Annotated in this window: 19 protein-coding genes; 7 read left to right on the forward strand and 12 right to left on the reverse strand. The window is 55.1% G+C overall.

The window, feature by feature from the left end:
* Window positions 1-9: 9 nt before the first annotated feature.
* From HVZ37_RS17995 to rppH, 8 genes are all read right to left on the reverse strand, one after another.
* Complete coding sequence (locus HVZ37_RS17995; protein WP_054176844.1) at window positions 10-330, reverse strand: prepilin-type N-terminal cleavage/methylation domain-containing protein; 321 nt, start codon at window positions 328-330, stop codon at window positions 10-12.
* Complete coding sequence (locus tag HVZ37_RS18000) at window positions 315-722, reverse strand: DUF2509 family protein (RefSeq protein ID WP_054176843.1); 408 nt, start codon at window positions 720-722, stop codon at window positions 315-317. The genes HVZ37_RS17995 and HVZ37_RS18000 overlap by 16 nt, the downstream gene beginning before the upstream one ends.
* The gene (locus HVZ37_RS18005; RefSeq protein WP_042999475.1) at window positions 719-1,282 is read right to left on the reverse strand and encodes a prepilin peptidase-dependent protein; all 564 of its coding nucleotides are present in this window, start codon (window positions 1,280-1,282) and stop codon (window positions 719-721) included. Before HVZ37_RS18005 ends, HVZ37_RS18000 begins: the two co-directional genes overlap by 4 nt.
* Window positions 1,273-1,743, reverse strand: a complete 471-nt coding sequence (locus HVZ37_RS18010; protein WP_044254186.1) for a prepilin peptidase-dependent protein — start codon at window positions 1,741-1,743, stop codon at window positions 1,273-1,275. The genes HVZ37_RS18005 and HVZ37_RS18010 overlap by 10 nt, the downstream gene beginning before the upstream one ends.
* Window positions 1,744-1,925: 182 nt before the next feature.
* A complete protein-coding gene (gene thyA / locus HVZ37_RS18015; RefSeq protein WP_042999473.1) occupies window positions 1,926-2,720 on the reverse strand; it encodes a thymidylate synthase in 795 nt (264 codons plus the stop codon).
* Between the two features lie 6 nt (window positions 2,721-2,726).
* The gene (gene lgt, locus HVZ37_RS18020) at window positions 2,727-3,602 is read right to left on the reverse strand and encodes a prolipoprotein diacylglyceryl transferase (protein WP_042322421.1); all 876 of its coding nucleotides are present in this window, start codon (window positions 3,600-3,602) and stop codon (window positions 2,727-2,729) included.
* Between the two features lie 148 nt (window positions 3,603-3,750).
* The gene (gene ptsP, locus HVZ37_RS18025; protein ID WP_042999472.1) at window positions 3,751-5,997 is read right to left on the reverse strand and encodes a phosphoenolpyruvate--protein phosphotransferase; all 2,247 of its coding nucleotides are present in this window, start codon (window positions 5,995-5,997) and stop codon (window positions 3,751-3,753) included.
* 12 nt (window positions 5,998-6,009) lie between these two features.
* Window positions 6,010-6,540, reverse strand: coding sequence for an RNA pyrophosphohydrolase (rppH, locus tag HVZ37_RS18030; RefSeq protein ID WP_042999471.1), 531 nt, complete (start codon window positions 6,538-6,540; stop codon window positions 6,010-6,012).
* A 684-nt stretch (window positions 6,541-7,224) separates the two neighbouring features.
* Between rppH and mutH the strand changes: the two genes are divergently transcribed.
* The 4 genes from mutH (at window position 7,225) to HVZ37_RS18050 (ending at window position 10,201) form a co-directional block, all read left to right on the forward strand.
* The gene (mutH, locus tag HVZ37_RS18035; RefSeq protein WP_042999469.1) at window positions 7,225-7,920 is read left to right on the forward strand and encodes a DNA mismatch repair endonuclease MutH; all 696 of its coding nucleotides are present in this window, start codon (window positions 7,225-7,227) and stop codon (window positions 7,918-7,920) included.
* Window positions 7,921-7,983: 63 nt separating this feature from the next.
* Window positions 7,984-8,697 carry a TerC family protein gene (locus tag HVZ37_RS18040; RefSeq protein WP_042999468.1) on the forward strand — a complete coding sequence of 238 codons (714 nt, stop codon included), beginning with the start codon at window positions 7,984-7,986 and terminating at the stop codon, window positions 8,695-8,697.
* A 137-nt stretch (window positions 8,698-8,834) separates the two neighbouring features.
* On the forward strand, window positions 8,835-9,053 hold the full coding sequence (gene ygdR / locus HVZ37_RS18045) for a lipoprotein YgdR (protein WP_000758655.1): 219 nt from the start codon (window positions 8,835-8,837) through the stop codon (window positions 9,051-9,053).
* A 107-nt stretch (window positions 9,054-9,160) separates the two neighbouring features.
* Entirely contained in the window at window positions 9,161-10,201 is a 1,041-nt protein-coding gene (locus tag HVZ37_RS18050) for an NADP(H)-dependent aldo-keto reductase (protein WP_042999467.1), read from the forward strand.
* 33 nt (window positions 10,202-10,234) lie between these two features.
* On the opposite strand, the gene lplT is transcribed toward HVZ37_RS18050, so the two are convergent.
* Both lplT and aas read right to left on the reverse strand, forming a co-directional pair.
* Window positions 10,235-11,431 carry a lysophospholipid transporter LplT gene (gene lplT, locus HVZ37_RS18055; protein WP_044254177.1) on the reverse strand — a complete coding sequence of 399 codons (1,197 nt, stop codon included), beginning with the start codon at window positions 11,429-11,431 and terminating at the stop codon, window positions 10,235-10,237.
* On the reverse strand, window positions 11,424-13,583 hold the full coding sequence (aas, locus tag HVZ37_RS18060) for a bifunctional acyl-ACP--phospholipid O-acyltransferase/long-chain-fatty-acid--ACP ligase (RefSeq protein WP_181627835.1): 2,160 nt from the start codon (window positions 13,581-13,583) through the stop codon (window positions 11,424-11,426). The genes lplT and aas overlap by 8 nt, the downstream gene beginning before the upstream one ends.
* A gap of 589 nt (window positions 13,584-14,172) precedes the next feature.
* Between aas and galR the strand changes: the two genes are divergently transcribed.
* Together galR and HVZ37_RS18070 are read left to right on the forward strand one after the other, a co-directional pair.
* On the forward strand, window positions 14,173-15,201 hold the full coding sequence (gene galR, locus HVZ37_RS18065) for an HTH-type transcriptional regulator GalR (RefSeq protein WP_042999464.1): 1,029 nt from the start codon (window positions 14,173-14,175) through the stop codon (window positions 15,199-15,201).
* 13 nt (window positions 15,202-15,214) lie between these two features.
* The gene (locus HVZ37_RS18070) at window positions 15,215-16,228 is read left to right on the forward strand and encodes a LacI family DNA-binding transcriptional regulator (protein ID WP_044254291.1); all 1,014 of its coding nucleotides are present in this window, start codon (window positions 15,215-15,217) and stop codon (window positions 16,226-16,228) included.
* 105 nt (window positions 16,229-16,333) lie between these two features.
* Here HVZ37_RS18070 and lysA read toward each other — a convergent pair whose 3' ends face one another.
* The gene (gene lysA, locus HVZ37_RS18075) at window positions 16,334-17,596 is read right to left on the reverse strand and encodes a diaminopimelate decarboxylase (protein ID WP_181627836.1); all 1,263 of its coding nucleotides are present in this window, start codon (window positions 17,594-17,596) and stop codon (window positions 16,334-16,336) included.
* Between the two features lie 117 nt (window positions 17,597-17,713).
* Between lysA and HVZ37_RS18080 the strand changes: the two genes are divergently transcribed.
* The gene (locus HVZ37_RS18080; protein ID WP_042999462.1) at window positions 17,714-18,649 is read left to right on the forward strand and encodes a LysR family transcriptional regulator; all 936 of its coding nucleotides are present in this window, start codon (window positions 17,714-17,716) and stop codon (window positions 18,647-18,649) included.
* Here HVZ37_RS18080 and HVZ37_RS18085 read toward each other — a convergent pair.
* The gene (locus HVZ37_RS18085; protein ID WP_044254171.1) at window positions 18,636-19,328 is read right to left on the reverse strand and encodes an aspartate/glutamate racemase; all 693 of its coding nucleotides are present in this window, start codon (window positions 19,326-19,328) and stop codon (window positions 18,636-18,638) included. The genes HVZ37_RS18080 and HVZ37_RS18085 overlap by 14 nt on opposite strands.
* Between the last annotated feature and the right edge of the window lie 57 nt (window positions 19,329-19,385).

Below are 19,385 nucleotides of genomic sequence, written 5' to 3' on the forward strand. Positions count from 1 at the left end.
TCCTGGCAACTAACGGTTTGGGCAGTGCAGGCGCGTCATTTTCCCCTGCCTGCCCTGAGGTGAAGATAGCGTAACGCTGATGCTGACACATCCCGCCTGCGTTGTCTGCATCCGGTTAACCTGCCAGTTAACAGGTGGCGAAAACGAACGCAGTTGCGTCTGCTGCCAGCCCTGACGCCAGAGTTGCAGGTACTGGCTCCTGATGAAAAAACCGTTCATTAGCGCGCGCTGGTATCCGGAAAGCGCCGTCACCACCATCACCATAAGAACCATTGCCAGTATCACCTCTGGCAGGCTAAATCCGCACTGGCGGCTCAGGGGAGCTGGCATAGCGCGACCTCCCGTAGCGGACAGAAATCGCTCCAGCCATGAAGAGAAAAGACGACGTTTTCCTCCTGTTGCTCGCCTTCTCGCCATAGGGAGGTTCCCTGATAGCTGGCAATAAGCAAAACGCGATTGTTGGCGAGTCTGCGCAGGCAGACGGGGACATTAGCCTCCCCGTAGTACCGACACGGTTTATACGAGCTTATCGACCATGGCTGCATCCTGCCCCACTCCATGGCTGACTGTACGACAGCCTGGCGTTGCAGAGCCTGACTTTCTATCGTCACCCGTGAAGCAAAACTGCTCTGCTGCTGGTTAACGCCCTGCAACAGTAAGCTGCCGAGGACCAACAGCAGCAGAACCAGCGCCAGAGAGGAGACGCCCCGTTCGTGGTTCATAAATTAAACCCGGTAACGCTGTAGCGTGCATCGACCACGGTTTGCGGATCCCTCCGGCTAATGCCGCGCAGATGTATGGTCAATTCGGGTGCAAAGCCCGCGATATCCTGAGGCACAACCTCAAATGCCGTAATGTGTACGACGTCAGGATCGGTCATTTTATCCCATCCTTTTCCACTGCACGTTTTCGCGCCGCGCTGCGTCTCCAGCACGTTATCATTCAGGCGAAACCCGGTTTGTTCAGCTTCCTTTACCGGCTCGCTTTCCCAGACGCCATTCGCGTTGGCGTCCCACTGAACGATGACACACTGTCCCGCGTTGGTAATGTTTACTCCATCACCACTACAGCTACCGTGGCAATATCCTGCGCGTTGGAGGTGTTTCGCAATGGTGTACACCCGCTGCCACATGTCATCCTCCAGCGCGAGTCTGCGGGTCTGCTGCAAAATATCGCGCTGTAATGCCGGTAAAAAACGGGCGGCTCCCAGCAACAGTACGCTGCTGATCGCCATTGCAATCAGCACCTCAAGCAGAGAGAAACCGCGTTCACTCACCGACAACCCTGGGTATCGTCGCGCTCGCACAAGCGGATGCGTCCCCACGGTGAAACCACTACCCGCCATTCGCCTGTCGCATTTTTCAGACGGATATTCCCCGGCCACGCGGTATTGCGCTGACCATAAAACGTCAGTGAAGCCGTAATCCCGACGAGCTCGACATCGTGCCAGAGCGGCACAAAAACGAGCGCCGAGCGCGGCGTACAGGTATTTCGTGAGGCTGTCGAACTGACAAGACACCATGACGCGTCCTCCCTGATGGCGGTAATGATGTGATCGCGGTTATGCCAGTTGGCATCTTCCCGTAGCTGCAGCAAGAAATCGCGCAACTGACAGGCGGTCTGCCAGAGATGTTGCTGTTGCTGCCACTGCTGCCAACCATAGAGTCCTGTTGCACTCAGGCTGATAATAATAAGCATCGCGACCAGCGTTTCAATGAGCGTATAGCCCTGTTGTGTATTCATGGCGGCAGTATGACGCGTCGGGAGGTTATCACGAGGCGAGAATTCAGGTTTTTCGGCGCGTTACGAAAGAAATTTACTCTGTTACAGCAGGTTGCATCATTTCAGGAACCCGCGCCGAAAAACCAAAATTTGGGTAAAAAAAACCGACGCGCAAAGGCGTCGGTTATGACAGGATAAAGCCGTCAGATAGCAACCGGCGCTTTTATCCCCGGATGCGGGTCGTAACCCTCGATTTCAAAATCTTCGAAGCGATAGTCGAAGAGGGAATCAGGTTTACGTTTAATCACCAGTTTCGGCAGTGCGCGCGGTTCGCGAGTCAGTTGCAGATGCGTCTGCTCCATGTGGTTGCTGTACAGATGCGTGTCACCACCGGTCCAGACGAAATCGCCGACCTCCAGATCGCACTGCTGCGCCATCATATGCACCAACAACGCATAGCTGGCGATGTTAAACGGCAGGCCGAGGAACACATCGCAGGAGCGCTGATACAGCTGGCAAGAGAGTTTGCCATCCGCGACATAGAACTGGAAGAACGCGTGGCATGGTGCCAGCGCCATTTTGTCCAGTTCGCCGACGTTCCACGCCGAAACGATAATACGGCGCGAATCAGGATCATTTTTCAACTGGTTCAGTACCGTCGTGATCTGATCAATGTGGCGACCGTCCGGCGTTGGCCAGGCGCGCCACTGTTTGCCATACACCGGGCCCAGGTTGCCGTTTTCATCCGCCCATTCGTCCCAGATGGTGACGTTATTGTCGTGCAGATAGGCCACGTTGGTGTCACCTTGCAGAAACCACAGCAGCTCGTGGATGATGGAGCGCAAGTGGCAACGTTTTGTCGTCACCAGCGGGAATCCTTCCTGCAGGTTAAAACGCATCTGATGACCAAAAATGGAAAGCGTTCCGGTTCCGGTACGGTCGTTTTTCTGTGTGCCTTCATCCAGCACTTTTTGCATCAGTTCTAAATACTGTTTCATGGTTCCTCAGGAAACGTGTTGCTGTGGGCGACGGCGATAGGCCCAAACCATCATGATCACACCAGCGACAATCATCGGAATCGAGAGGATCTGTCCCATGCTGATGTACTGTACCCATTCACCGGTGAACTGCTGATCCGGCTGACGGAAGAATTCAACAATGATACGAAACGCGCCGTAACCAATCAAAAACAGCCCGGAGACTGACCCCATCGGACGCGGTTTACGAATAAACAGGTTAAGAATGATAAACAGCACTACGCCTTCCAGCGCCATCTCATAGAGCTGAGACGCATGGCGCGGTAAAGAGCCGTAGGTATCAAAAATAGATTGCCATTGCGGGTTGGTTTGCAGCAGCAGAATGTCTTCAGTGCGCGACCCGGGAAACAGCATTGCGTAAGAGAAATTCGGGTCGACACGGCCCCACAGTTCGCCATTGATAAAGTTGCCCAGACGCCCGGCCCCCAGCCCAAAGGGGATCAGCGGCGCAATAAAATCAGAGACCTGGAAGAAACTGCGCTTCGTGCGTTTGGCGAAGATAATCATCACCAGAATCACACCAATCAGCCCACCGTGGAAGGACATACCTCCGTCCCAGACGCGGAACAGGTACAGCGGATTATCCAGGAACAGCGGGAAGTTATAGAACAGTACATAGCCAATACGCCCCCCGAGGAAGACCCCGAGGAAACCTGCATAAAGTAAGTTTTCGACTTCATTTTTGGTCCAGCCACTGCCCGGACGGTTGGCTCGGCGCGTCGCCAGCCACATCGCGAAAATAAAGCCGACCAGATACATTAAACCGTACCAGTGAAGTGCGACGGGTCCAATTGAGAAAATGACCGGATCGAATTCCGGAAAATGCAGATAGCTACTGGTCATCTGTCACCACAAGTTCTTGTTATTTCGCTGAAAAATTTCAGCAAGCGATATGCACACCCACTACTTACAGGCGCTCCAAAGGAGCGAATGATAGCATACGAGGTTCTGTGAGGCTGTCGGGAAGATGTAAAAGATCTGTATAGCGCTTTTACAACCCCCCTCGAATCAGGCCGCCCATGCCGCGACGCTCCATAAACGCTGCCACCTGATGGCGCACTTCCGTTGCCAGTTGTGCCTCAAGGCTGCGTTGGGCAAGGATTTTTGCCTCTTCGTAATCAATGCGACGCAGCAGGTATTTTACGCGCGCCACAGAACGACCGTTCATTGAAAGATGGCGGAAACCCAGTCCAATCAGGATGGTGACGCACATCGGATCGCCCGCCATTTCGCCACATACGCGCAGGTCGATATCGCTACGCTCAGCTTCCTGCGCAATCATCGACAGCGCGCGTAGCATTCCTGGATGCAAACTGTCATAAATGCTGGCAACGCGCGTATTGTTGCGATCCACCGCCAGCACGTACTGGGTCAGATCGTTAGTCCCGACGGAGACAAAATCGATACGACTCGCCAGATTCGGCAGCATAAAGACCATCGACGGTACTTCCAGCATGATGCCGATACGCGGTTTCGGGATCGCGTACCCAATCATCTCTTCCACTTCGCGGCCCGCACGTTCAATCAGGCGGCGCGCTTCATCCACCTCATCGATACTGGTTACCATCGGCAGCAGAATACTCAGGTTGCCCGTCGCCGCATTGGCGCGCAGCATCGCCCGCACCTGGACAAGGAAGATTTCCGGCTGATCGAGCGTAATGCGGATGCCTCGCCAGCCCAGGCAGGGATTCTCCTCGCTGATTGGCATGTACGGCAGCTGTTTGTCCGCGCCAACGTCCAGCGTTCGTAACGTCACCGGCTTGTCATTAAACATCTGCAACATGCCCTGGTACTGCGCCACCTGCTCTTCTTCCGAAGGGAAACCGCTTTGCAGCATGAAGGGAATTTCGGTGCGATACAGGCCAATGCCGTCGATACGACTGCCCAGCTTTTCTTCATGTTCCGGGCTGAGTCCCGCGTTCAGCATTACTTTGATCCGCTCACCGCTTTTCAGCTGTGCGGGTAAATTGACGTCATCTTCCGCCAGTCGGCTGAGCTCGTTCTCTTCGCTGATAAGCCGCTGATATTCCTGGATCAATACCGGTTCAGGATCGACCAGCAGCTCACCGCGGTAGCCATCCACCACCAACGTACGCCGGTGCAGCACCGATGGCTGAATATCGGCGCCCATCACGGTGGGAATCCCCATGGCACGGACCATGATCGCGGCATGGGAGTTGGCCGCCCCGTCGCGGACAACAACGCCCGCCAGCCGGTCCTGCGGCATTTCCGCCAGCGTGGTGGCCGAGAGTTCATCAGCCACCAGCACGAAGCGTTCTGGCCAGGCATTTGGCCCTTGTATGGAATCATCGAGATGGAACAGCAGGCGTTGGCCCAGCGCACGCAGGTCGCCTGCACGTTCTTTGAGATAGTTGTCGCTCAGCGCGGCAAACTGTTCGGCAAACTTTTCGATGATCGTTTTGACCGCCCATTCGGCCACAGACCCTTTATCCACTTCGGCAAACAGCTCGCGTCGCAGGCGGGCATCGGAAAGCAGGTGCGAATAGAGATCGAATATCGCGGCGGTCTCTTTCTGCGCCCCAGCGGCAAACCGCTTGCTGTAACGGCGAAACTCATTTGCCGCCTCTTCCAGCGCACCGGTCAGGCGCTCACGCTCCAGAGCGGGATCCAGCGTCGAGGCCTGATACACCTGCTCCATCAGCGGTAGCGTCGCATCCTGCCAGCCTTCGGCAATCGCCACGCCCGGCGCCGCCGGTAGCGCACGAATTCGCGTCTGGCGATACTGGCCGAACAGGGCGGTAAGCTGAGATTGTGACAAAATCGCTGCCATCTGCGTGGCAAGTGTCACCAGGAAAGATTCTTCGCTTTCATCGTATTGGCGCAGTTCGCGCTGCTGTACAACGAGGACGCCCAGCAGTTGACGACGCTGAATGATCGGCACCCCGAGGAAGGCACGGAAGCGTTCTTCTTTTACCGAGGGGATGTATTTAAAACTGGGGTGTTTTTGCGCATCAGCGAGGTTAATAGGTTCCGCCAGCCTGCCAACCAGGCCGACGATACCTTCATCAAATGCGAGTGCGACAGTACGACCGCGCGGTTTTTTAAGCCCCCGCGTCGCCATGAGGTAATAACAACGCCGGTCATGATCGGCCAGATAAACCGAGCAGACCTCTGTATCCATCGCAAGACAGATGTCAGTAACCAGAATATTCAGCGCTTCATTAAGACGCGGAGCACTGGCCACCTTTTCGACTATTTCGCGCAGGCGGGTGAGCATAATTTGCGTGGCTTAACCTCTTTTACGTCGATAAGCAGGTGTATTTTGCGGTTTTGGCGTCGCTTCCTGAAGCGCCATCACAACACTTGCGAACTCTTTCATCACCCTGCGGTAGACATCGCGTTTAAATGAAACCACTTGCCGGACCGGATACCAGTAACTTACCCAACGCCAGCCGTCAAACTCAGGAGTGCTGCTGGTTTGCATATTGATTTCCGCGTCCCCGCTCATCAACTGCAAAAGAAACCACTTTTGTTTCTGGCCGATACACACCGGCTTTGTATCCCAACGCACCAAACGTTTCGGTAACTTGTAACGCAACCAGTTGCGAGTAGAGGCAAGGATTCGCACATCTTTACGGCTTAACCCTACTTCTTCAAACAGTTCCCGGTACATCGCCTGTTCTGCTGATTCTCCTGGATTTATCCCACCCTGTGGGAACTGCCAGGAGTGCTGACCAAACCGCCGGGCCCACATCACTTGCCCCTGACGATTACAAATTACGATACCTACATTTGGGCGGTAGCCATCGTCATCAATCACCGGACTACCTCAACATAAACCTTATATGAGAATGATTGTTTCACACTCCTGACAGACGGTAAACCACTGAGTTACGGCGGTGTGCATCTAATAACAATTGAATAACTCACAGTTAAAGACAAAGTTATAAACAGACACTCACCCATTCGGGCGATTTTATTCACCTTTTCTGTGGATAGAGTTGTGAAGAAGTACGGAATTACTCCGGGAAAACCCGGAACAGTCTGAATAAACGGACAAGAGGGTGAAAAAAATATTTTCTTTTATTCATGAGGTTACTGGCTCGCTTTAGCGATAACCAGGCAAAAAGGTGATAGCCATCACACTGACGATCCTCAGGCTGATGAAAGATCGAACAGCGCCGACTTTATCCACAGATTGTGCCAATAAGTTAAACACAAATTGTGTGAAAATTCGATTTTTGTCGCACGTCAAGGCTGTAAATGGAAACAGTAGTCGGGGTTTTTCACAGTTATCCCATCTTTCTGTGGATAACATGGTGTAAGATCCTGTTTAAATTCAGTGACCAGAAATGGAAAACCCATTCTTATGTTGCGCAACACGTGACGTCAGAAACTAAAAACCAATATAAATCATGACATTGAATATGACATGTGGAAAACGATAAACTTCTTTCTCACGGTATAAAATCCTTGTTCATTTTTTCACCTAAGGTGTAACGCCATGTCCGGACTCCATCCTTTACGCTTTCCACCGAAATCTGAAGCCCTTCTGCTCCAGCAAGCGCAGCAGCTTTCAGGCTATTCGCTGGGCGAACTGGCGGCGATGGCAGGTATTGTTGCACCGAAAGATCTCAAGCGGGACAAAGGCTGGATCGGCGTATTACTGGAACTCTGGTTGGGGGCCAGCGCCGGAAGTAAGCCTGAACAGGATTTCGCCGCATTAGGCGTCGAATTGAAAACCATTCCTGTGGATAGCCTCGGCCGGCCGCTTGAAACCACCTTTGTCTGCGTTGCACCGCTGACCGGAAACAGCGGCGTGACGTGGGAAACCAGTCACGTACGACACAAACTGAAGCGGGTACTGTGGATCCCGGTAGAAGGCGAACGCAGCATTCCCCTCGCGCAGCGGCGGGTGGGATCGCCAGTACTGTGGAGCCCTGATGAAGAAGAAGACCGTCAGTTACGGCTCGACTGGGAAGAATTAATGGACATGATTGTGCTCGGTCAGGTTGAACGTATCACTGCCCGCCATGGCGAATTTTTACAACTACGACCGAAGGCGGCAAACGCCAAAGCGCTCACCGAGGCGATCGGCGCCCAGGGCGAGCCAATACTGACGTTGCCGCGTGGTTTTTACCTGAAAAAGAACTTCACGCGCGCCCTGCTGGAACGCCACTTTTTGTTACAGCAGCGTTAGACTTTCGCCTTGTGTCCGGGAAGCATATAATTAGCGTTTCTTTTTTTGGCAGGACTTTGTTCAATGTTATTTGCATGGATAACCGATCCTAACGCCTGGCTTGCGCTCGGTACGCTGACGCTGCTGGAGATCGTGCTTGGGATCGATAATATTATTTTCCTCTCACTGGTGGTTGCAAAACTCCCGACTGCGCAACGCGCGCACGCCCGTCGTCTCGGTCTCGCAGCGGCGATGATCATGCGACTGGCGCTGCTGGCCTCCATCGCCTGGGTGACCCGGCTGACCAATCCGCTGTTCGAGGTGTTTGGTGAAGCCATTTCCGCCCGCGACCTGATCCTTCTGCTCGGCGGATTGTTCCTGATCTGGAAAGCGAGTAAGGAGATCCACGAATCCATTGAAGGTGAAGAAGAAGGGGTGAACATGCGCGTCAGCTCCTTTCTGGGGGCCATCGTGCAGATCATGCTGCTCGACATCATCTTCAGTCTGGACTCGGTGATCACGGCGGTTGGCTTGTCCGATCATCTGTTCATCATGATGGCGGCGGTGGTAATTGCCGTTGGCGTAATGATGTTTGCGGCGCGTCCTATAGGCGAGTTTGTCGACAGGCACCCGTCCGTGAAGATGCTGGCGCTGTCGTTTCTGATACTGGTGGGCTTCACCCTGATCCTGGAAAGCTTCGACGTTCACGTGCCGAAGGGTTATATCTATTTCGCCATGTTCTTCTCGATTGCGGTTGAGAGCCTGAACTTGTTGCGAAACAAAAAGAACCCGCTGTAATTGTCCTTTTCGCTCCCTGCGGGGAGCGAACCTCTCCCCTTTTCTCCTCTCAGATTAAGATTTTCCTGCTTTTCCTGCCCACAACTTCAGGTTATTACTAGACTGTTATCAGACGCAGGCCACGTGAGGATAAATGGATGAAAAAATGGGCAGTGATAATTTCCGCAGTAGGACTGGCTTTTGCTGTTTCCGGTTGTAGCAGCGATTATGTCATGGCGACCAAAGATGGTCGGATGATCCTGACCGACGGGAAACCCGAGATTGATGACGATACCGGTCTGGTGAGCTACCACGACCAGCAGGGCAACGCCATGCAAATTAACCGCGACGACGTTTCTCAAATCATTGAACGTTGAAGATTGAGGTCAGCCGCGCTGCTGGCCTTAACAATTTTTCTTCCCTTTTTCCCTTCCCTCAGCCATTTTTATAATCCTTATGTCGTGATTATAAAAAGGAAACGGCTATGCAATATCACCGTATACCCCACAGCTCGCTTGAAGTCAGTACACTGGGGCTGGGCACAATGACGTTTGGTGAACAAAATAGCGAAGCCGACGCACATGCACAGCTCAACTATGCCGTCGCCAACGGCATTAACCTGATCGACGTGGCCGAAATGTACCCGGTCCCGCCACGCCCGGAAACCCAGGGGCTTACCGAAACTTACGTCGGAAACTGGCTGGCCAAATATGGCAATAGAGAAAAGCTGATTGTCGCCTCCAAAGTGAGCGGCCCGTCGCGCAATAATGACAACAGTATTCGCCCGAATCAGGCACTGGATCGTAAAAACATTCGTGAAGCGCTGCACGACAGCCTGAAACGTCTGCAAACCGATTATCTGGACCTTTACCAGGTTCACTGGCCGCAGCGCCCCACCAACTGTTTTGGCAAACTCGGCTATAGCTGGAGTGACGCCGCCCCGGTGGTGTCGCTACTGGATACGCTGGATGCGCTGGCCGAGTTCCAGCGGGCGGGCAAAATCCGCTACATTGGCGTCTCGAATGAAACGGCCTTTGGCGTGATGCGTTATCTACATCTGGCGGATAAGCATGATCTGCCGCGCATTGTCACCATCCAGAACCCTTACAGCCTGGTCAACCGCAGCTTTGAAGTGGGGCTGGCGGAAGTGAGCCAGTATGAAGGCGTCGAACTGCTGGCCTATTCCTGCCTGGGATTTGGCACGCTGACCGGTAAATACCTGAATGGCGCGAAACCTGCCGGTGCGCGCAATACACTGTTTAGCCGCTTTACCCGCTACAGCGGCGAGCAGACGCAAAAAGCCGTGGCGGCGTATGTCGATATCGCCAGACGGCATAACCTTGATCCGGCGCAGATGGCGCTGGCGTTCGTTCGTCGTCAACCGTTTGTTGCCAGTACACTGCTGGGCGCCACCACCATGGAACAGCTGAAAACCAACGTCGAGAGTCTGCATCTCGAATTAAGCGAAGAGGTGTTGGCAGAGATTGAAGCGGTGCATCAGGTTTACACCTATCCTGCACCGTAACAGAAGCGCGCCGGAGGAATTCCGGCGCGTTGATTATGCCTGGCGGCGCTGCCAGATCCACAGCGCCGCTATCGCCAGCGCAAACAGACCGCCAAAACCGATACCCACGGCGACAACCGGAATTCCTACCCACACCGCCAGCGAGTAGAGCCCCAGCATCAACAGCATCGCGCTGTTCTCACCGAGGTTCTGTACCGCGATCGCATTACCCGCCCCGACGCTCTTTTTACCGCGCTCCTGCAACAACGCATTCAGCGGCACGACAAAGAAACCGCCCAGCACACCGATCAGCATCAGTAGCGCATAGGCAGGCAACAGCGCGTGTTGAAGAGAAAAAATAAGCACCACGACGCCAATCAGGATCCCTGCTGGCATACAACGCACCACGGTATCCAGCGTGACCAGTCTGGCAGCAGCTCCGGCCCCGGCCACAATACCGATCGCGACCATCGCGTTCAGGTAGGTTGGCGTGGCGTTATCGGTAATGCCTAACGCCACCGGTACCCACAGGACCAGCAGAAAACGCAGCGTGACTCCCGCCCCCCAGAACAGACTGGTGCCCACCAGCGAAAAACGCGTTTCGCCGTTGCGCCACAGTGAAACGCAGGCGCAGAAGAAACTGCGAGTCATTTTCATCAGATGCCAGGACTGCCCAGGACGAGCGGCAGCCAGTTTGGGAATAGACAGGTTCGCCACCACCGCTCCGGCGTAGGCCAGCGCACAGACAACCAGCGCGGCAATAACATGCCAGTCGGCCAGCACGCCGCCCGCCACCGAGCCAAGCAGGATCGCCGCAATCGTGGATGCTTCCATCAGGCCGTTCGCTTTCACCAGCTTATCGCCGGTCGTCAGTTCCCCCAGAATGCCGTATTTGGCCGGCGAGTAAGCCGCCGCGCCAATCCCCACCAGCGTATAGCCGATAAACGGATTGAAGCCAAAACAGATCGTTGCCGCCCCCAGCAGTTTCAGGCCGTTGGCGAACATCATCACCCGGCCTTTGGCAAAGCTGTCAGCGATCTGCCCCACAAACGGCGCAAACAGGATGTACGCGCCCACAAACACCATTTGCAGAATCGGCTGACTCCAGTCCGGATAGAACTGTTCCTTCAGCAGCGCCAGCGTGGCAAACAACAGGGCGTTATCGCCAAACGCAGAGAGAAACTGCGCCGCGATAACCGACATCATTCCTTTCGACCAGACAGAGGTATTGGTATGTACTGACTCAGGCATTTTGTTTTTCCGGATCATCAACCCAACTTTTCAGCATCACGAAATCCGGCTTACCGCTGCCGAGTAACGGGAGTTGCTTCAGGTAACGGATATCGCGCGGCACCGCCAGTTCTGGCACGCCGTGCGCACGGGCATACTGCTGTAATACATCACGCGTCAGCTCGCTATCGGTGGTAAAGAGCACCAGCGCTTCGCCTTTGCTGGCATCGCTCTTGATCGCCGTCGCGTGCATTTTTTCCGGCGACACGCCGAGCGCCAGTTGCTCAACCATCTCCAGAGAGACCATTTCACCGGCAATTTTCGCAAAGCGTTTGGCGCGTCCCTGAATTTGCACGAATCCTTGCTCATCAAAGCGCACGATATCGCCGGTGTCATACCAGCCGCGCTCCAGTTCCCCGGCGGCGTTTTCCGCCACCGGCACCTCCAGTACGCCCGGTTTTTCCACGCGCAGATAACCGTTCATGATGTTTGGCCCTTTCAACTGCAAACGACCGCCCTCTTCAATACCCGGGATCGCCAGCAGACGCGCGTCCATGCCGGGCAGGATCCGCCCAACGGTACCAGGCTTCGCCGCCATCGGGACGTTAATCGAAACCACGGGCGCACACTCCGTTACGCCATAGCCTTCGAGAATCCGCAGACCAAACTTATCCTGCCAGAGCTGTTTTGTACTCTCCTGGAGTTTCTCCGCTCCCGCCACCACATAGCGCAGACGATAGAAATCATACGGATTGGCAAAACGCGCATAGTTGCCGAGGAACGTGGAGGTACCGAACAGCACCGTGCAGTTCCGGTCATAAACCAGTTCCGGCACAATGCGGTAATGCAGCGGGCTGGGATAGAGGAACACGTCAGCGCCGGTGAGCAGCGGCGTAAAAAGCCCTACCGTCAGACCGAACGAGTGAAACAGCGGCAGTGCCGACATAAAACGGTCATTGGCGGTGAAGTCAGCAATGGTTTTAATCTGCTCGACATTAGCCAGCAGGCTCTTGTGGCTATGCACCACCCCCTTGGGATGACCTTCGGAACCCGAGGTAAAGAGGATCACCGCCGCCTCTTCCGGCTGCTGCTTGACCTGCGCCCGATGCGGCATCAGCAGGTGCGCAAAGATCCACAGTTTGTCCGCCGTGGTCACATCGGCTTTGAGATCTTCCAGATAGACCCAGCGAACCTGCGCCAGTTGCTCCGGCAGGTGCCAGAGTTTGCCTTTATCCAGGAACTGGCGGGAGGTAAAAATGGTTTTGATTTCCGCAGCGGTGATAGCGCTGGTCAGCCCTTTGACGCCCGCCGTGTAGTTCATCATTGCCGGGATACGACGGCGAGACACCGCGCCGAAAATCACCGCCGCGCTGATCGCAGCATTGGGCAGCATCAGGCCAATTTTTTCGCCTTCCGCGCTATATTTTTCCAGAATACGCCCGACAAAAAGCGTCTTAGTGAGCAACTGTCGGTAGCTGTCCGGCTTGAAGTTGATGTCTTCGATACAGTGCTTGCCCGCGCCATAACGGTACATCGCCGCCAGCAGCGATTCATACAGCGTTTCGCGCGGACGCACCGCCATCCGTGCTTCCATCATTTTCTGATGCAGCATTTCACCGGCGATTTTACGGCGATCGCGCGCGCGCGGCGCATCGGGCATAGGCAGATGAGTGGGTGGTAAAACATGCAGGTGGATCCGCGGGAAGAATCGGCGTTTCACCAGCCCTTTCAGGCGGCTGAAATGGGTGAGTTCTGCACCTTCAATCCGTACCGGTACCAGCGTCGCGCCAGATTTCGCGGCGACAAATCCGGCGCCGTCGTAAATTTTCATCAGCGAGCCGCTCACCGAAATGCGCCCCTCCGGGAAAATCACCACCGGGCGACCCTGCTCAATCAGTCGAACCAGATGTTTAATCGCCATCGGCTTCGTTGGGTCGAGCGGCACAAAATCGATCAGCGAGGTTAACCAGCGCATGTACCACTGTTGACTAATCGAGGTGTAAACCGCAAACACCGGACGTACCGGTAGAAATAGCGCCAGCAGAATGCCGTCGATAAACGAGACATGGTTGGGGGTGATTAAGACGCGTTCTCCCCGCAACGCCTGCATATCCCCCGTCACGCGAACCCGATAGAGCACGCGGCACAGGTTACGGAAAAAGCTAAATAACATTTCAACTCCCTTTGCGCACGATTCGGTAAAATAATGGTGGCAGATTACACGAACAAGGCAACAGGAGCGACAGTAAACTCGGGGCGAAAAAAAACCTGCGCATCCGCGCAGGTTGGTGCAAGAGACAAGGTACGAAGAGCGTACCGAATAATCTCACCAATCAATACCTCTGGGATCTTGATTGTGGTCTGTGCATGACCGCTTCGCCAGCGAGAAAACGCAAAGGAATGAAGGGAAATGCAACCAGTTGTGTAAATTCTCGCTTACTGTTACAGATTGCCGAAACAGTAAAAAAAAACCTGCGCGACTGCGCAGGTTGGTGTAATTCGTGTGCTCAACCCGAAAGTTGACTTCACCTATCAATACCTCTGGGATCTCAACTTTATCAAGCTGCCAGGAAGCGTCGCCAGCGAACAATCGCAACAGCCCTTCGCAAAGTGTAACTAATGGTTTGCATCATTCGATTTTTGGCGTAATTCCAAGGATTTTGCTCACATTTGCCGCGTCGCAACAGGCAATCTGCTTGAACCAGCAGCCGTTTTCCGTAACACTGACAGAATGTAAGCGTTTACCCACAATAGGTACTGTCATGGCGACCATAAAGGATGTAGCCCGACTGGCTGGTGTATCAGTCGCCACCGTTTCCCGCGTCATCAATGATTCCCCCAAAGCCAGCGAGGCGTCGCGCCTGGCGGTGGCCAGTGCGATGGAGTCGCTCAGCTACCATCCCAATGCGAATGCACGCGCGCTCGCGCAGCAGTCCACCGAAACGATTGGTCTGGTGGTTGGCGATGTTTCTGACCCTTTTTTCGGCGCGATGGTGAAAGCCGTCGAACAGGTCTCCTATAACACCGGCAATTTTTTACTGATTGGCAACGGCTACCATAATGAAAAAAAAGAGCGTCAGGCAATCGAGCAGCTTATTCGTCACCGCTGCGCGGCGCTCGTCGTTCACGCCAAGATGATCCCGGATGCCGACCTGGCATCATTAATGAAGCAAATGCCCGGCATGGTGCTAATCAACCGGATCCTGCCCGGTTTCGAACAGCGCTGTGTGGCGCTGGATGACCGCTACGGCGCCTGGCTGGCGACCCGTCATCTGATCCAACAGGGCCACACGCGCATTGGCTACCTTTGCTCGAATCACTCTATTTCGGATGCGGAAGATCGTCTCAAAGGCTATTACGATGCTCTGGAAGAGAGCCATCTCCCGGTCAACGATCGCCTTGTGACGTTTGGCGAACCGGACGAAAGCGGCGGTGAGCAGGCGATGACCGAACTGTTAGGCCGCGGCAGAAACTTCACCGCGGTGGCCTGTTATAACGACTCCATGGCCGCTGGCGCGATGGGCGTGCTAAATGATAATGGTGTGGACGTCCCGGCAGAGATCTCGCTGATAGGCTTTGATGACGTGCTGGTTTCGCGCTACGTTCGTCCGCGCCTGACCACCGTGCGTTATCCTGTCGTGACAATGGCGACACAGGCCGCAGAACTGGCGCTCGCGCTGGCGGAAAAGCGCCCGCTACCGGATGTCACCCATGTTTTCAGCCCTACCCTGGTCCGTCGCCATTCCGTGACGACGCCAGCGGAGCCGGGCAATGCGTCATCAAACGAGTAATCAGGATCGCGTCATGATAACAATGCTGGATGTTTCCCGTCGTGCCGGTGTCTCGAAAGCCACCGTTTCTCGTGTGCTGAACGGCACCGGTCAGGTCAAAGAAAGTACGCGTCAGAAAGTGTTTAAGGCGATGCAGGCGCTGGATTATCGTCCGAACTTTCTGGCCCGCTCGCTGGCGAACCGAACCAGCAACAGCATTGGGCTGGTTGTGTCGACCTTTGATGGCTTCTACTTTGGCCGCCTGCTACAGCAGGCCTCGCGGCAGACTGAATCTCACGGCAAGCAGTTGATTGTGACCGATGGTCACGATACGCCGGAGCGCGAACAAGAAGCGGTGCAGATGCTGGCCGATCGACAGTGCGACGCCATCATTCTCTACACCCGTTACATGAGCGAAAAAGCGATCCTCGCGCTGGCGGATTCGATCACGATGCCGTTGATTATCATTAACCGCGATGTCAGCCTGGCCCGCGAACGCGCCATCTTTTTTGAACAGGAAGACGCGGCATTTCAGGCGGTGGATTACCTGATTTCGCAAGGACATCGCGAGATAGCCTGTATTACCGTACCGGGACACACCCCGACCGGGAAGTCGCGTCTGATGGGCTATCGCAAGGCACTGGAAAAAAACGGTATCGACTGGGATCCGGCGAAGGTGAAATATGGTGATTCCAGCATGACGCGCGGCTATGACGCCTGTAATGAACTGTTGCAGGAAGGGGTAACGTTCAGCGCCCTGTTTGCCTGTAACGACGACATGGCGCTGGGTGCGTCGAAAGCCCTGCACCAGGCCGGGCTTAACATTCCGCAGGATGTGTCGCTGTTTGGGTTTGACGATGCGCCGAGTGCAAAATGGCTTGAACCGGGATTGTCGACGGTTTATCTCCCCATCGACACGATGATCACCACAGCCATCGATCAGGCGATCCGCATGGTCAATGGCGAAGAAATTGAACCGATCCCGCCCTTTACCGGCACGCTGGTGTTGCGTGATTCGGTCACCACCGGGCCGTATTTTAAGGCATAAATCGTAACGCTATCTGCGCGATGCAAGGCCTGATGGCGCTTCGCTTATCAGGCCTGCAGACGACGGTAACTCCGCAGATCGGATAAGCCGCCGCCCGACAAGAAATCAAAACACTTCCAGCGCCAACAGCTCTTCAATGGTCTGGCGACGGCGAATCAGTCGCGCCTGACCGTTGTCAAATAATACTTCCGGCAGCAGCGGACGGCTATTGTAGTTCGACGACATTGAGGCGCCGTAGGCGCCGGTATCATGCAACACCAGATAATCGCCCGGCACCACCGCTGGCAGCGCGCGGGTTTCCACCTTGCCGCCCTCCTGCTGGGTAAAGACGTCGCCGGATTCACACAGCGGTCCTGCGACGACCGTGTCGACCCGCGGCGCGTTCTCCAGTGAACGACCATCCGCCGCCAGCGCGGTAATATGGTGATAACTGCCATACATTGCCGGGCGCATCAGATCGTTAAAGCCCGCATCCACCAGCACAAAATGACGACTGCCCATCTGCTTCACGCTGCGAACCTGAGTGACCAGCACGCCTGACTGAGCGACGAGAAAACGTCCTGGCTCAATTTCCAGCTTTACGTGATGCCCCAGATGACGGGCGATCTGCTCGCGCGCGGCATTCCACAGACCAAAGTAATGCCGGGTATCCACCGCCTCATCGTCATCGTGATAAGGGATCGACAGACCGCCGCCGGCGGAGATCGCCTCCAGATCCTGGCCGAAATCCACCACCTGACGCACCATCGCGCCGCACACTTGCTCCAGATGACCATAGTCAACACCTGAACCAATATGCATGTGGATACCCACCAGCTTCAGTTGATGGCGCTGCATCACCGCCAGCGCCTGCGGCAAATCGGTATGCCAGATACCGTGTTTGCTGTTTTCGCCGCCGGTATTGGTTTTCTGGCTGTGGCCGTGACCAAAGCCCGGATTAACGCGCAGCCAGACGCGATGGCCCGGAGAGACCTGTCCAAGCTGATCGAGCATATCAACGGAACCGGCGTTGACCGGAATGCGTAATTCGCTGACGCGGGCCAGGGTGGCGTTATCAATCACATCGGCAGTAAATACGATGTCATCCGGATGCGTTTGCGGATCATATCCCGCCGCCAGCGCACGCTCAATTTCGCCTAACGATACGGAGTCCACTTTGACGCCCTGTTCACGCATTAAGCGCAGAATATGAATATTGGAACAGGCCTTCTGCGCGAAGCGCACCACATCAAACTGTTGCAGTGCCGCAATCTGACGACGGATGATCTGCGCGTCGTAAACCCAGACCGGGCAACCAAATTCGGCTGGCAACCTGAGCAGGTTTTCTGCGGTGAGATCGGTATCGGTGCAATACAGTGAATGAGGCATAACAGGCTCCGGACATGACGTTTTTTATGATTACGCCACAGTACGAAGAGAATAAAAAATATCGTTTTATACCGACTTTATGCAAAAATGATATGGTTTTAATCCTGCGAGGTGATGATGGCTGCCGTTAACTTACGTCATATTGAAATCTTTCATGCGGTCATGACCGCCGGAAACCTGACCGAAGCCGCGCGGTTGCTGCATACGTCACAGCCCACCGTCAGCCGTGAACTGGCGCGCTTTGAAAAAGTGCTGGGATTAACGTTGTTCGAACGTACGCGCGGTCGCCTGCATCCGACGGTTCAGGGGTTGCGTCTGTTCGAAGAAGTCCAGCGATCCTGGTACGGGCTGGACAGGATCGTCAGCGCAGCGGAAAGCCTGCGGGAGTTTCGCCAGGGGGAACTGTCGATAGTCTGCCTGCCGGTCTTTTCGCAGTCGCTGCTGCCCACGTTGATTCAGCCGTTTCTCGCCCGCTATCCGGACGTCAGCCTGAATATTGTCCCGCAGGAGTCACCGCTGCTTGAAGAGTGGCTTTCTGCCCAGCGCCACGATCTGGGGTTGACGGAAACACTGCACACGCCTGCCGGTACTGAACGTACGGAGCTCTTCTCGCTTGATGAAGTCTGCGTGCTGCCGCCGGGGCATCCGCTGGCGGAAAAGTCAGTATTAACGCCGCAGGATTTTCAGGGGGAGAATTACATCAGCCTGTCGCGCACGGACAGTTATCGGCAACTACTGGACACCCTGTTTAATGAGCACGACGTTAAACGGCGGATGGTGGTGGAGACTCACAGCGCGGCGTCAGTGTGCGCCATGGTGCGCGCCGGAGCCGGTCTTTCGGTGGTAAACCCGTTCACCGCTCTGGATTATGCGGCGAGTGGCGTGGTGGTGCGCCGTTTCAGTATTTCCGTGCCGTTTACCGTCAGCCTGGTGCGTCCCATTCACCGACCCGCCTCCGCGCTGGTCGAGGCCTTCAGCCATCATCTGCAAACCCGCCATCACCTCCTGGTGACAGCGCTGGAGCAGATCCTCGGGCCGGTTACGACAGCATAAACGTCACGGCGTCTGCGGCATGGATCGCGGCGGTGTCAAACACCGGGATCGGGCTACGCTCCACCGGCACCAACAGACCAATCTCCGTGCAGCCAAAAATGACGCCCTCAGCCCCCTGTGCCGCCAGGGCTTCAATCACTTCCACATAGTACTGACGTGACGCTTCGGTAAACTGTCCGAGGCAAAGCTCATCAAAGATGACCTGGTTGATCGTCGCCCGCGCATCCGCATCGGGTATCAGGCACTCAATGGCAAACTGTTGTTCCAGGCGGCCGCGATAAAAATCCTGCTCCATCGTGTAACGCGTTCCCAACAGCGCAACCCGGCGCATTCCCTGCGCGGAGATGACGCGCCCGGTCGCATCAGCAATGTGTAAAAAAGGCAGCGAGCAGCGCGATTCAATGGCCTCCGCCACTTTGTGCATCGTGTTGGTACATAAGACGATCCCTTCCGCCCCCGCCTGCTGCAGCCCGATCGCGGCCTGCGCAAGAATGTCTCCGGCTTTATCCCACTCACCGCGACTCTGGCACGCTTCGATCTCGTGGAAGTCAACGCTGTGCAACAGCAGACTCGCAGAATGAAGCCCACCCAGTTGTTGTTTGATCCCTTCGTTAATTAACCGGTAGTACGGGATGGTCGATTCCCAACTCATCCCGCCCAACAAGCCGATCGTCTTCATTACCTGCTCCTTCATCAGTGATTTACAGCAGTGAAGCAAACTTGTGATCAAGTTTCC

Origin of the sequence: Citrobacter sp. RHB35-C17 (assembly GCF_013816795.1) — a bacterium.
GTDB classification, from domain to species: Bacteria; Pseudomonadota; Gammaproteobacteria; order Enterobacterales; family Enterobacteriaceae; genus Citrobacter_A; species Citrobacter_A amalonaticus.